Here is a 13836-nt window from a genome sequence, read left to right as displayed (position 1 = left end):
ACTCAGGCATATTGCCCACTAAGGAGACATCGACAATGGCGGACCTAGCGATAGATTTCTGCGGCGAATGGCACGAGCCGTCCGACGAGGACATCTTCAGCATCGGCCGCGAGGGCGACCTCGAAGTGGACGACAACCCCTACCTGCACCGCCAGTTCCTGCAGATTGCCCGCTACGACGGCATCTGGTGGCTCAGCAACGTCGGCAGCATGCTCTCCGCCACCGTCGCCGACGCCTCCGGTGGCATGCAGGCGTGGCTCGCGCCGGGGGCCCGCCTTCCGCTGGTCTTCAGCCACACCAACGTGATCTTCACCGCCGGCCCCACCACCTATGAGTTTGCCGTCCACCTCCGAACCCCGGCGTTCCGGCAGGAGGCGCGCAGCGAGGACAGCGGCGGAGACACCACGATTGGACCCGTGGTGTTCACCGACTCGCAGAAGGCCCTGATCGTGGCCCTGGCCGAACCGATGCTCCGCCGCGACGGAACCGGTTTCAGCGCCATCCCCTCCTCCGCCGAAGCGGCCAAGACCCTGGGCTGGGCCCTGACCCGGTTCAACAGAAAGCTGGACAACGTGTGCGACAAACTTGACCGGGTGGGTGTCGCCGGGCTGCGCGGCGGCGCCGGCAGGCTCGCCACGAACCGCCGCGCGCGACTCGTGGAACACGCCGTGACCTCCCACCTCGTCACTCCCGCCGACCTGGTGCTGCTCGAAACCCAGCGCGGAGCGGACAACGCATGAGGATCCGGCTGACCCTGCGCCGCGACCCCGCCGAAGCCAAGGACCTCGCCGTCACGGTCGACGGCCTGGCCACCGTGGCGGACATCGCCACCGAGCTCTGGGCCGCGGACCCCGCCCGCCGCGGAACCGTGCCGCCGTCGAACCTCACGCTCAGCATCGAGGAGGCCTTCGCCGCCGGCGGCACCAAGGGCAGCGTCCTGAACCGGGAGGACAACCTGCTGGAGTCCGGGCTGCGGCCCGGGTCAATCGTCTCGCTGACCCAGGTGAGCGAACAGTTCACGGTGCCCGGGGCGAACCGGGGACCCGCGGCGGCGACCCTGCGCGTCCTCTCCGGACCCGACGTCGGCCGGGAATTTTCGCTGCCCTCCGGCACCAGCTACATCGGCCGGGACCGCGACGTGGACGTCCGGCTGACCGACCCGCTGACCTCCAAACGGCACGCCCGCATCACGGTAGGCGAAACCGTCGAGATCGTGGACACGAATTCCGCCAACGGCCTGCTGATGGACGGCCTGCCGGTCAGCCGCGCCACGCTGAACTCCTCGGACACCGTCACGCTGGGGGACACCACCGTTTCCGTGGTGTCCCTGGGCGGCAGCCAGGGCGCGGCGCCAAGCTCGCCGCTGATCAATTTCAACCGCTCGCCCCGCGTGGTGCCGCGCTTCGAACCGCACAAACGCACGCTGCCGGCCGGCCCGAAGCGCCAGGAGCACCACCCGTTCCCGTACATCATGCTGGTGGCCCCGCTGATGATGGGCGCCGTCCTCTTTGCCGTCACGCAGAACATGATGTCCGTGATCTTCATGCTGATGATGCCGCTGTTCATCGTCGGTCATTACGTGGACCAGAAGATGCAGGGCAAGCGCGAGCGCAAGGAACAACTCAAGTCCTTCCGCGCCGCCATGGCGGCATTCCGCGCCGACATCACCGCGCTGCAAAAGGTGGAACGCTCGGTCAGGTTGCAGGAAGCGCCGTCCGTCAGCGACACCGTGGACTCCATCTACAAGCTCGGCCCGCTGCTCTGGACCCATCGGCCCGAGCATGCCGGCTTCCTGGGGCTGCGGTTCGGCCTCGGCACTGCGCCGTCCCGGATCGAGTTCGAGGAGCCGCACAGCAACGAGACCGAACCCGAGTACATGGCGGAGATCCAACAGTGCATGTCCCAGTTCGGCAGCATCGAGGGCGTGCCGATCGTCTCGCAGCTGCGCACCGCAGGCTCGTTCGGCCTGGCCGGCGCCCGCGGCCTGGTCGACGACGTGGCCCGCGGCATGGTGCTGCAACTGGTGGGCCTGCACTCGCCGGCCGAAGTGGTGCTCACCGCGATCACCTCGGCGCAGTCCAAGGAACGCTGGGAATGGTTGCAGTGGCTGCCGCACGCCGGTTCCGGCCACAGCCCGCTCAGCGGCGACCACCTCGCCGCGGGCCCGGCCGGCGGCTCCGCGCTGCTGTCCAAGCTCGAGGACCTGATCGACCAGCGTGAGGCCGTGGCCCAGTCGCCGCGCCCGGAACTGCGCCCCGGCCTCGCGGGCGAGGACGCGGACACCCCGGCCCCGCAGCTGCCAACCGTGCTCCTGGTGGTCGAGGACGACGCCCCGGTGGACCGCGGGCGGCTCACCCGGGTCCTGGAGCGCGGGCCGGACTCCGGCGTGCACGTCATGTGGGTGGCCGGGTCCGTCCAGCAGCTCCCGGCAGCCTGCCGAGACTTCATGGCGGTCGACGGCGAACACGGCACCACCACCGGGCAGGTCCGGCTGGGCCGGCACACCTTCCCGGTCAGCTGCGAGAGCCTCGACGCCGGGCTCGCGGCCCAGCTGGCCCGCATGCTCGCCCCGGTGGTTGACGTCGGCAAGCCGCTCGAGGACGAATCGGACCTGCCCCGCGCGGTGTCCTACGCGACCCTGATCGGCAAGGACTTCCTCGACAACCCGCAGGCCGTCGCGGACCGCTGGAGCGAGAACAACTCCGTGCACGCCACCGCCAAGCCCAACCGCAAGGACAACGGCACGCTCCGTGCCCTGGTGGGTTCCAAGGGCATCGAGCCGCTCTACCTTGACCTGAAGAACGAGGGCCCGCACGCCCTGGTCGGCGGCACCACCGGCGCCGGCAAGTCCGAGTTCCTGCAGTCCTGGGTGATGGGCATGGCCGCGGCCTACAGCCCGGACCGGGTGAGCTTCCTGTTCGTGGACTACAAGGGCGGCGCCGCGTTCGCTGACTGTCTGCACCTGCCGCACACCGTGGGCCTGGTCACGGACCTCTCCCCGCACCTGGTCCGCCGCGCCCTCACCTCGCTCCGGGCCGAGCTGCACCACCGCGAGAGGCTGCTCAACCGCAAGAAGGCCAAGGACCTGCTGGAACTCCAGCGCCAGGCCGATCCGGAGGCCCCGCCCTACTTGATCATCATCGTGGACGAGTTCGCGGCCCTCGCCACCGAGGTTCCCGAGTTCGTCGACGGTGTCGTGGATGTCGCCGCCCGCGGCCGCTCGCTGGGACTGCACCTGATCCTCGCCACCCAGCGGCCTGCCGGCGTCATCAAGGACAGCCTGCGTGCCAACACCAACCTGCGCGTGGCCCTGCGCATGGCCGACGAGGACGACGCCGTCGACATCCTCGGCGTCCCCACCGCGGCGTACTTCGACCCGTCCATCCCCGGCCGCGGCGCAGCCAAGACCGGACCGGGCCGGATCCAGGGCTTCCAGACCGGCTATGCCGGCGGCTGGACCACGGAGAAACCGCAGCGGCCGCAGATCGACGTCGTCGAGATGGCCTTCGGTTCCGGCGCCGCCTGGGCCGCCCCCGCGGCCGAAACCCCGGTGCGGGAAGAACCCGCCGGGCCCAACGACATCGCCCGGATGACCGCCAATATCATCAAGGCCGCGGACGTGCTCGCGATCGAGCCTCCCCGCAAGCCCTGGCTGGACGAACTCGCCACCACCTACGACTTTTCCCGGCTGCCGAACCCGCGCACCGACGAACGGCTGCTTTTGGGCGTGGCGGACGACCCCGCGCACCAGGACCAGCCGACGGTCTTCTACGAGCCCGACCGCGACGGAAACATGGCCATCTACGGCACCGGCGGCTCGGGCAAGTCGGCCGCCCTGCGCAGCATCGCGATCGCCGCAGCCGTGACCCCGCGCGGCGGTCCGGTCAACGTCTACGGCATCGACTGCGGTTCCTCGGGACTCAAAATGCTCGACGCGCTGCCACACGTCGGCGAGATCATCAACGGCGACGACGTCGAACGCGTCGGCCGGCTGCTGCGCTGGCTGCGCGACCTTGCCGACGACCGTTCGGCCCGCTACGCCGAGGTGCGGGCCGCGACCATCGTGGAGTACCGCCAGCTGGCCAACATGCCGGGCGAGAAGCGCATCTTCGTCCTGGTGGACGGCATGTCCGCGTTCCGCGAAGCCTACGAATACAGCAAGCTCTCGGCGCTCTGGGACATCTTCCTGCAGCTGGCCACCGACGGGCGCCCGCTCGGCATCCACCTTGTGGTCAGCGGCGACCGGCCGAACGCGGTCCCGGCATCGTTGCTCGCCTCCATCCAGCGCCGGCTGGTGCTGCGGCTCTCCTCAGAGGACGACTACCTGTCCATGGACGTGCCCAAGGATGTGCTCGGGGCCGGCACCCCGCCGGGCCGCGGCCTGCTGGACAACCTCGAGGTCCAGCTGGCGGTCCTCGGCGGGAACTCCAACCTGGCCGTACAGGCCCGTGAGGTGCACAAACTCCGCGAAGCCATGCTGCGCCAGGGCGTGGAACGCGCGCCGCAGATCGAACGCCTGCCGGACACGGTGGACCTGGACGTGCTCCCCGCGGGAAGCCCGGACCTGCCGGTGATCGGCGTCGACGACGAGACGCTGCAGCCGGCCGAGATCCTGGCCAAGGGCCCGCTGCTGCTGGCCGGGCCGCCGGGCTCCGGCCGCACCGTGGCGCTGGTGACCCTTGCCTACGCGCTGCGTCGTTCCAACCCGGGCGTGGAACTGATCTACCTCGGCTCGCGGCGCTCCGCCGCGGCGTCGCTGAAGCTCTGGGACCGATCCGTGGTGGGCTCGGACGACGTCGAAGAGGCCATCGACGAACTCGTGGACTACTCCACCGGCACGCCGGGCAAGCTCGCGATCTTCATCGAGGGCCTGACCGACTTCACCGACACCCTGGCCGAATCCGGCATCGGCCGGCTGGTCACGGCGTCCATCAAGGCCGAGCAGTGGGTGGTGGGCGAATCCGAAACGTCCACCTGGTCCTCCGCCTGGTCCCTCGCCCAACCGTTCAAGTCCGGCCGCCGGGGACTGCTGCTCAACCCGGGCGAAATCGACGGCGACAGCCTGCTCAGCACCTCGCTGGGCCGGATCAGCGGCGACTTCATCCCGGGCCGCGGCTACATCGTGGGCCGCGGCAAGGTCCGCAAGCTCCAGATCGCCCTGCCGCCGGAGAACCGCAACTAGCCGCCGGGCATCAGACAGCCAATGGAGGGCGCTCCTTGTGCTGGGCGGCAGTACCCGCTCCTGACCGGACAATGTCCGGGATCTAGGGCAGGATAGGTCTGTGAGCACAGGGAAGACAGCAGCAGAGACCGAAACCCCCAGCCCGGCCGGGGAACTGGTTCCCTCGGAGGCCATCCGCGCCGAGTACGAGGAACTGGTCGAAGAGGTCCGCAAGCACCGCTTCGCGTACTACCAGGAGGACGCCCCGATCATCTCCGACGCGGAGTTCGACGAGCTCTTCCGGCGGCTGGAGACCATCGAGGCGATGCACCCCGAGCTGGTCGCCAACGATTCGCCCACCCAGGAGGTGGGCGGCGAGGTTTCAGCCGCCTTCGCCGCCGTCGAACACCTGACCCGGATGTATAGCCTCGAGGACGTGTTCTCGCTCGAGGAGCTGGAGGCCTGGATCGCCAAGGCCGAGGCCGGCGTCGCCAAGCTCGGCAACGGCGGCAACCCGCCGTCGTGGCTCACCGAACTCAAGATCGACGGCCTCGCCGTCAACCTGCTTTACCGCGACGGCGTGCTCGTCCGTGCGGCCACCCGCGGCGACGGCTTCACGGGGGAGGACATCACCCACAACGTCCTGACCATCAAGGAAATCCCGCAGCAGCTCAAAGGCGGGAACTTCCCGGCCGAGATGGAGATCCGCGGCGAGGTCTTCATCCCGTCCAAGGCCTTTGCGGAATTCAACGAGGCGCTGATCGAGGCCGGGAAGGCGCCGCTGGCCAACCCGCGCAACGCCGCCGCCGGTTCGCTGCGCCAAAAGGACCCGGCGGAGACCGCCAAACGGCCGCTGAAGATGTACGTGCACGGCATTGGCGCCCGTGAAGGCCTGGCGACCGCCAGCCAGTCCGACACCTACCGCCAGCTCGCCGAGTGGGGCCTGCCCACCAGCCCGTACTTCGAGGTGCTGCCCGGCCTGAAGGAAGTCCTGGACTTTATCCGGCGCTACGGCGACAAACGGCACAGCCTCAGCCACGAGATCGACGGCATCGTGGTCAAGGTGGACGACCTCGCCACCCAGCGGGCCCTGGGCTACACCTCCCGCGTGCCGCGCTGGGCCGTGGCCTACAAGTACCCGCCGGAAGAGGTCAACACCAAGCTGCTGGATATCGCCGTGAACGTGGGCCGGACCGGCCGCGTGACCCCCTACGGCGTGATGGAACCGGTCAAGGTGGCCGGCTCCACGGTGGAGATGGCCACGCTGCACAACCAGGAGGTCGTCAAGGCCAAGGGCGTGAAGATCGGCGACATCGTGGTGTTGCGCAAGGCCGGGGACGTCATTCCGGAAATCGTCGGCCCGGTGCTGGCCCTGCGCGATCAGCAGGATCCGCCGGTCCGGGACTTCGTCATGCCCACCGAATGCCCCTCCTGCGGCACGCCGCTCGCGCCGGCCAAGGAAGGCGACGTGGACATCCGCTGCCCCAACGCCCGGTCCTGCCCGGCGCAGTTGCGCGAACGCGTCTTCCATCTGGCCGGCCGCGGCGCCTTCGACATCGAGGCCCTAGGCTGGGAGGCGGCTATTGCCCTGACCCAGCCGACCGAGCCCGAGGTTCCGCCGCTGACCACCGAGGCGAACCTGTTCCGGCTCAAGCCCGAGGACCTCGCCGGGGTCCGGATCCGCCGCGAAAAGCGCTCCAAGGGTGTGGCAACGGGCGAGTTCGAGCTGGTGCCGTACTTCTACACCAAGGGCACGGCCAAGGTCCCGTCCAAGCCGACCGCCAGCACAGAGAAGCTCTTCACCGAGCTCGAAAAGGCCAAGGCCCAGCCGCTCTGGCGCGTCCTCGTGGCGCTCTCCATCCGGCACGTGGGTCCGCGCGCCTCGCGTGCCCTGGCCACCGCCTTCGGAACCATGGACGCCATCCGGCAGGCCTCCGAAGAGGAACTGGCCCACGTCGACGGCGTGGGACCGGTGATTGCCGTGGCGCTCAAGGAATGGTTCGCCGAGGACTGGCACCGCGAGATCGTGGACAGCTGGGCGGCCGACGGCGTCCGGATGGAGGACGAGGTCGACGAGTCGACCCCGCGCACCCTGGAAGGCCTGACCGTCGTGGTCACCGGAAGCCTGGAAGGTTTCAGCCGGGATGAGGCGAAGGAAGCGATCCTGATCCGCGGCGGCAAGGCGGCGGGCTCGGTCTCCAAGAACACCAGCTACGTGGTGGCCGGCGAGAACGCGGGAACCAAGCTGGACAAGGCGGAACAGCTGGGCCTGCCGGTCCTGGACGAGGACGGCTTTCGTGCGCTGCTCGCCAACGGTCCGGCCGGGCTCGGCGACGCCGCCGAAGGAACAGACGACGCCGGAACAGACGACGGAGCCGACGAAGCGGCGGCCCAAGACGGAGACGACGAGGAAGCCGCCGAATGACCTCAGGCACGGAGCAATTCCCCGCGCCTGACGCGTTCCTGGCACTCGCGCGCGAGGCCGCGGCTGCCGGCGCCGCTGTGCTGGCGGCCCGGAACGCGGGAGCGCTGGACGTGAGCAACAAGGGCGACTCGGGGGACTGGGTGACGTCCTTCGACCTCGCGTCCGAGGCCGCCGTCCGCGAGGTCATCACCCGGGCCCGTCCGGAGGATGCGATCACGGGCGAGGAAGGCGGCACGGTGCTTCCCGGGCGCTCCAGCGGCTTCCGTTGGTCGATCGACCCGCTCGACGGCACCACCAACTTCATCCGCAACATCGTCTACTACGGAACCTCGGTGGCGGTTGCCGGCCCCGACGGCGCCTGGCTGGCCGGCGTCGTGCACGCCCCCGCGCTGGGGCGGGTCTACTACGCCTCCCGCGGCCACGGCGCATGGCTCGAGGAGAACGGGCAACGCACGCCCCTGAACGGCCCGGTGCCCGGCCGCGCGGGCCAGATCCTGGCCACGGGCTTTAGCTACGACCCGGCGGTCCGGGCCGAGCAGGCTTCCGCGCTCGGCGGACTGATGGACGGCTTCGCCGACGTCCGGCGGCTGGGATCCGCGGCGCTGGATCTGTGCCTGGTAGCCGACGGCACGCACGATGCCTACGGCGAACGCGGCCTCAATGAACACGACTTCGCCGCCGGCGCCCTGATCGCCGAGGAAGCCGGCTGCTGGGTGCGCCGCCCCCGGCTCACCAGCGTGCTCGACGGCGGACCCTCCGACGACGAGCGGCTTGCGGCGTGGACCTGCGCGGGACCCCTGGAGCTCTCCGGCAAGTTCCCGCTCTGACACGGCGCTCTGGGCGGAACTGATAGTTCAATCACGGAAACTTGCGTTTGGCGGCCCGGCCGCCGTGCAGCGCCGTAGCATGGACAGGTGAATTCGCAGATCCTCGTCCGTCCCGCCGTCCCGGCCGATTACGACGCCGTCGCCCGCATCACCCGCGACGCCTACCTCGCCGCGGGCCACTTCGAGGACGCGGACCACCCGTACATGCGCCAGATCCAGCAGGTCGCGCAGCGGCACGAGAACGCAACGATCTGGGTGGCGGAGCGCGCCGGCCGGATCGTGGGGTCGGTGACGCTCGCCGTTGCGGGGGAGCCCTACGCGGACATCGCCCGGGCGGATGAGCTGGAGTTCCGGATGCTGGTGGTGGACCCCGCGGTGCAGCGCAGCGGCGCCGGCAAGGCCATGGTGGAAGCCATCATCGAGCATGCCCGGGCGCTTCCCGGTATCACCGGCGTGGCACTGACCACCGGCCTGACCTGGGAGAGCGCCCACGGCCTGTACCGGAAAACCGGCTTCCAGCGCGTCCCCGAACGCGACTGGTTCGTCCCGGACACGGACATCAAACTTCTCGTCTACCGCCTGGACCTTTAGCCGGAGCTGCCGGCCCGGCGCGCTCCGGGTAGGGTATTCAGCCAAGGCACCATCCCCTGACGCACGCTGGCAACAGCACGAGTACAGCTGGAGGATCCATGGCACCGCGCATCCCCGACACTCTCGACAAGAAACTGCTTGGCCTCTACCTGTCGGACCACCTGACCGGCGCCACCGCCGGGCTGGGCAGGATCGAGCGAATGGCCAAGGACTTTACCGACACCCCTGTGCACGCCGAACTTGCCGGCTTGGCCGGGGAGATCCGGCGCGAGCGCGAGCTGCTCAAAGGGCTGATCCGGGACCTGGGCATTCGCCGTCGGCCGCACCGCCAGGCCGCGGCCTGGCTTGGGGAACACGCCGGCCGCCTGAAGCTCAACGGCCGGCTGCTGAGCCGGTCGCCCATGACCTTGGTGCTGGAATCCGAACTGATGCGCGCCGCCGTGCTTGCCAAGATCGGCGGCTGGCAGACGCTGGAGGAGCTTGCGCCGGAACTCGGGCTCCTGCCAGCCAGATTCGCCGACCTGACAGCCGAGGGCCGGTCGCAGATCGAAGCCCTGGGCCGCGTCCACGAACACGCCCGCAGCAACGCCTTCCACAAGCACCGGGATATCGCGGCCTGACCCCGCCCGTGCCTCCCGCGAGATGACAGTTCGCGGCAGTGTTACCGCAGAACACTGCCGCGAACTGTCATCTCGGCGTCCGGCGGCAACCCCTAGCGTCCCGCGCCCGCCGGCACGCCGTAACGGTGTTCGGGCCGGCCCGTCGTGCCGTAGCGCAGCTGGATGTCGACGGCGCCGTCGTCCGCCAGCGAGGACAGGTACCGCTGTGCCGTGGCCCGGGATACACCCACCCGGGCGGCTACCTCGGCCGCCGAATACTGTTCCCCCGGTTCCAGCGACTCGAGCACCGCCGCCTCCGTGGCGGACCGGGGCCGCGAGGAAGCCGTGACATCGCCCGGGATGAGGGCACGCTTGGCCCGCTCCACGGTCTCCTGCGTGAGGTTCCCCGGCTGGGCCAGGATCCGGCGGTAACGCGCATACGAGCGCATCTGCTGGGAGAGCGACTCGGCCGTGAACGGTTTGAGCAGGTAGCCCAGGGCCCCGCGCCGGAAGGCGACACGGATTGACGCCGCATCCGAGGCGGCGCTGAGGATCATGGTGTCCACATCCAGCTGGTGCAAAAGGTCCAGCCCGGAGGCGTCCGGCAGGTAGACATCCAGCAGCACCAGGTCAGGGCGGAGGCTGTGGATGGACTGCAGGGCCTGCGATGCCGAGCCGGCAGGCGGCAGCGCCAGGAAACCCGCCACGGAATCCACGTAGGCCGCATGCAGCTTGGCGACGTGGAAGTCGTCGTCCACAATCAGGACCCGGAAATCGTCAGACATCGTTGTCTCCTTCGGTCATATCTCGTTCTGCCGGCTCCTCGTGGACGGTTCCGGCGATGGTCCCCGGGAGGGTGGCCATGAACACGGCTCCCGGTCCGCCCGGCCTGCCCGGGTCCAGCACCGTCACGTCCCCGCCGCGGCGCCGGGCCAGTTGCCGGGCCAGGGCGAGCCCCAAGCCCTGGCCTGCGCCCGCGCGGGCCGGCTGCCCCGAGGTGGTGAATCCCTCGGCAAAGACGTCCTCTGCGCCGTCCGCGCCGCCGCCGTCCGCGCCGCCGCCGGTAGCGCGTCCGCCGGGCAGGCCGTCGCCGGAGTCGCCCACGATGATGTGCAGGGTGCCGGCGGCAGCGCCGTCGCCGGGGGCGTCGAGTACCTCGACCTCCACCCAGCGCTCGGCCGCGGAGCCGGCGACGGCGGCGTTCACGGCGTTGTCGATAAGGTTGCCGAGCACGGTGGTGACCTCCTGCGGCTCGATCACGTGGCCGCGCACCAGGGTCTCGGGGCCGAGCCGGAGGCCGACGCCGCGCTCGTCGGCTTCCACCCCTTTGGCGCCCAGGAACGCCTGCAGGTAGGGGTCCTGCAGCAGCTCGGCCTGCTCCACCGGGAACTTCAATGGCCCGGTGGCCGCCAGCCGGGCCAGGTAGTCGCGGGCCTGCTGGTGCTGCCCGATGCTCATGAAACCGGCAATCGTGTGCAGCTGGTTGGCGAACTCGTGGCGCTGGGCTCGCAGGGCGGTGGACAAGGTGCCGACGGCGTCGAGCTGGCGGGTGAGCTGCTGGAGCTCGGTCCGGTCCCGGAGCATGACCACCCAGCCGAGGTCCTCCCGGCCGTGCAGGGCCTTGCGGGCGCTCGCCACCAGCACGCGGCCGCCGGCCAGGAACTCCACGGCGTCCCCTTCGGCGGCGTCGTCCCTGGTCAGGGCCTTGAGCGGGACGGGCACAGGGGCCGCCGCCCACGCAGAGCCGGCGAGATCGGGCTGGTCCAGCATCCGCCGCGCCGCCGCGTTGAACACGCTGATCCGGCCGTCGGCGGAAACACCGATCACGCCGTCGTCCACGCCCTGCAGCACGGCCACCTGGTCGTGGACCAGGGTGCTGATTTCCTCCGGCTCCAAGCCCAGGGTCAGCCGCCGGAGCCGGTGCCGCAGCAGGAAGGAGACCAGGACACCGGCCAGCAGGGCACCGGCCGCGGTCAGCGCGATCGGGACGATGTCGCGGGCCAGGCTTTGGGCGATGGACTCGGTGGAGTAGCCCACACTGACCTCGCCCACCACGGTGCTGGAGCCCGGCGCGAAGACCGGAACCTTGGCGCCGGCCGAGGGGCCCAGCGTGCCGGTGTTCCGGGTGGTGACCTCCCTGCCGGAGAGGGCCTCGGACGGGTCGGTGCTCACGCGCTGGCCCAGCCGGTCGGCGTCGGGGTGCGCCAGGCGCAGGCCGGTCTCGTCGGTGACGACGACGAACAGCGCGCCGGTGCGGGCCCGGGCACCCTCCGCGGCGGCCATCAGCGGGCCGGCGAGCAGTTCGGCCGCCGGAGGGGTGCCGGGACGGGCGCTGATTTGCTGCACCTCGGCCCGGACCGCCGGGTCCGACGCCACCGTCCGGGCCAGGGTCAGTGCCTGGTTCTCCGCCTCCCGGCCCAGCCGGTCGTAGGTCAGCCACGCGTGGACGGTGCTGCTGAGCAGCACCACGAGTGCCACCACGCCGAGCTGCAGCAGCAGGGTCTGGGTGGTGAACCGCAGGGGAGTGCGGGCTTTGAGGGCTTGCACGGCGGCCCTCCTTTGGTGTTCCGGCGGCGTCAACAGCCTGTGAGCAAAATGCGCAAAATGCGTCCAACAAGCAGTATGCCAATCAATTGAGGCAAAGGCACCTCCGTGACGCACGCCACCCTAACGTCTGTAGTGCGCATCACAGCGGAGTGGTGCGGAACACAGAAGAAGGAGCCGGCCGTGCTGGTATTACTCGGATTCGCCATGATTGCGGTCTTCATGGTGCTGATCATGACGAAGAAGCTGACGCCGGTGCTGGCGCTCATCATCGTCCCCACCGTTTTTGGACTTTTCGCCGGCGCCGGCCTGGGCATCGGCCCCATGGTCCTCGACTCGATGAAGTCGATGACCTCCACGGCCGCGCTGCTGATGTTCGCCATCATCTACTTCGGCCTGATGATCGACGTCGGGCTCTTTGACCCGCTGGTCCGGTTCATCCTGCGCAAGCTCGGCAACGACCCGGCCAAGGTGGTCCTCGGCACCGCGATCCTCGCCGCCGCGGTTTCACTCGACGGCGACGGCTCCACCACCTTCATCCTCACCACCGCCGCCATGCTGCCGGTCTACCTGCGGCTGAAGATGAGCCCGGTGGTTCTCACCTGCGTGGCCGGCCTGGCCAACGGCACCATGAACATCCTGCCCTGGGGCGGCCCCACCGCCCGCGCCGCCTCCGCGCTGAAGATCAGCGTCTCCGACGTCTTCGTTCCGATGATCCCCTCGCTGGTCGCCGGCCTCGTCGTCGTGTTCGTCTTTGCCTGGCTGCTCGGCTTGCAGGAACGCAACCGCCTGCGCACCGTCGCCCCGGAGATCTGGGCCGAAGGCGCCGAGTTCGACGGCGGAGCTGCCGCCGGCTCAACCGGCGGCACCGGCACCGGCGGCGACGGCGGCACCGGCCGCTTCGGCTTCGCCCGCAAGGCCTCAGGCCCTGTCGGCGCCGGAGCCCCGGCCGCTGGCGGCACCGGCGTCGCAGTGCTGGAGCGCCCGGAAGACCTCGTCGACGACCGCGACTCCGCCATGGCGGACACCGCGCTGGATCCCAACCGCGCCACCCTGCGTCCCAAGCTGTTCTGGTTCAACCTCGGCCTGACCGTGGCCGTCATGGTGACCCTGGTTGCCAACATCATCCCGCTGCCGTTCGTCTTCATGGTCGGAGCTGCGATCGCCCTGCTGGTCAACTTCCCCAAGGTCAAGGACCAGAGCGCCCAGCTGATCGCGCACGCACCCTCCATCGTCGCCGTCGTCAGCATGGTCATGGCCGCCGCGGTCCTGACCGGCGTCCTCAACGGCACCGGCATGGTCAAGGCCATGTCCGAATGGCTCGTCCAGATCATCCCCGCAGACATGGGCCCCTTCATGGCGGTCATTACCGGCGTGCTGAGCATCCCGATGACGTTCTTCATGAGCAACGACGCCTTCTACTTCGGCGTCCTGCCGGTCCTGAGCGAAACGGCGGCGCACTACGGCGTCGGCGCCGCGGACATGGCCCGCGCCTCGATCACCGGCCAGCCCTTCCACCTGCAGAGCCCGCTGGTCCCGGCCATCCTGCTCCTGGTCTCGCTGGCCAAGGTGGAGCTGGGCGACCACCACAAGAAGGTCCTGTGGCGCACCGCCGTCATCTCCCTGGTCATGCTCGGCGTAGGAGTTTTCACCGGAGCCATCGGCATCGGCTAACCCCCGCTGAGATGA

Annotated in this window: 9 protein-coding genes; 7 read left to right on the top strand and 2 right to left on the bottom strand. The window is 69.8% G+C overall.

The annotated features are described in order from the left end of the window. The first annotated feature begins 35 nt into the window (after positions 1-35). The 6 genes from AC1DNC_RS06360 to AC1DNC_RS06335 all read left to right on the top strand — a co-directional run bounded on the left by AC1DNC_RS06360 (position 36) and on the right by AC1DNC_RS06335 (position 9624). Positions 36-740 carry a hypothetical protein gene (locus tag AC1DNC_RS06360; protein ID WP_476861716.1) on the top strand — a complete coding sequence of 235 codons (705 nt, stop codon included), beginning with the start codon at positions 36-38 and terminating at the stop codon, positions 738-740. After that, positions 737-5182 carry an FtsK/SpoIIIE domain-containing protein gene (locus AC1DNC_RS06355; protein ID WP_476861715.1) on the top strand — a complete coding sequence of 1482 codons (4446 nt, stop codon included), beginning with the start codon at positions 737-739 and terminating at the stop codon, positions 5180-5182. Before AC1DNC_RS06360 ends, AC1DNC_RS06355 begins: the two co-directional genes overlap by 4 nt. Before the next feature lie 100 nt (positions 5183-5282). Next, positions 5283-7586, top strand: a complete 2304-nt coding sequence (gene ligA, locus AC1DNC_RS06350) for an NAD-dependent DNA ligase LigA (RefSeq protein ID WP_476861714.1) — start codon at positions 5283-5285, stop codon at positions 7584-7586. Continuing rightward, positions 7583-8413, top strand: coding sequence for an inositol monophosphatase family protein (locus tag AC1DNC_RS06345; protein ID WP_476861713.1), 831 nt, complete (start codon positions 7583-7585; stop codon positions 8411-8413). Before ligA ends, AC1DNC_RS06345 begins: the two co-directional genes overlap by 4 nt. Before the next feature lie 87 nt (positions 8414-8500). After that, positions 8501-9004: a GNAT family N-acetyltransferase gene (locus AC1DNC_RS06340; RefSeq protein ID WP_476861712.1), complete on the top strand. Its 504-nt coding sequence runs from the start codon at positions 8501-8503 to the stop codon at positions 9002-9004. A 98-nt stretch (positions 9005-9102) separates the two neighbouring features. Beyond that, a complete protein-coding gene (locus tag AC1DNC_RS06335; protein WP_476861711.1) occupies positions 9103-9624 on the top strand; it encodes a hypothetical protein in 522 nt (173 codons plus the stop codon). Positions 9625-9716: 92 nt separating this feature from the next. Here AC1DNC_RS06335 and AC1DNC_RS06330 read toward each other — a convergent pair whose 3' ends face one another. After that, a complete protein-coding gene (locus AC1DNC_RS06330) occupies positions 9717-10388 on the bottom strand; it encodes a response regulator (protein WP_476861710.1) in 672 nt (223 codons plus the stop codon). After that, positions 10381-12150, bottom strand: coding sequence for a sensor histidine kinase (locus AC1DNC_RS06325; RefSeq protein WP_476861709.1), 1770 nt, complete (start codon positions 12148-12150; stop codon positions 10381-10383). The genes AC1DNC_RS06330 and AC1DNC_RS06325 overlap by 8 nt, the downstream gene beginning before the upstream one ends. Positions 12151-12330: 180 nt before the next feature. On the opposite strand from AC1DNC_RS06325, the gene AC1DNC_RS06320 reads away from it, so the two are divergent. Next, positions 12331-13821 carry a CitMHS family transporter gene (locus AC1DNC_RS06320; RefSeq protein ID WP_476861708.1) on the top strand — a complete coding sequence of 497 codons (1491 nt, stop codon included), beginning with the start codon at positions 12331-12333 and terminating at the stop codon, positions 13819-13821. Positions 13822-13836 lie beyond the last annotated feature (15 nt).

This window comes from Arthrobacter sp. 01N442 (assembly GCF_056399345.1).
This window is presented reverse-complemented; position numbering and strand designations above follow the sequence as displayed.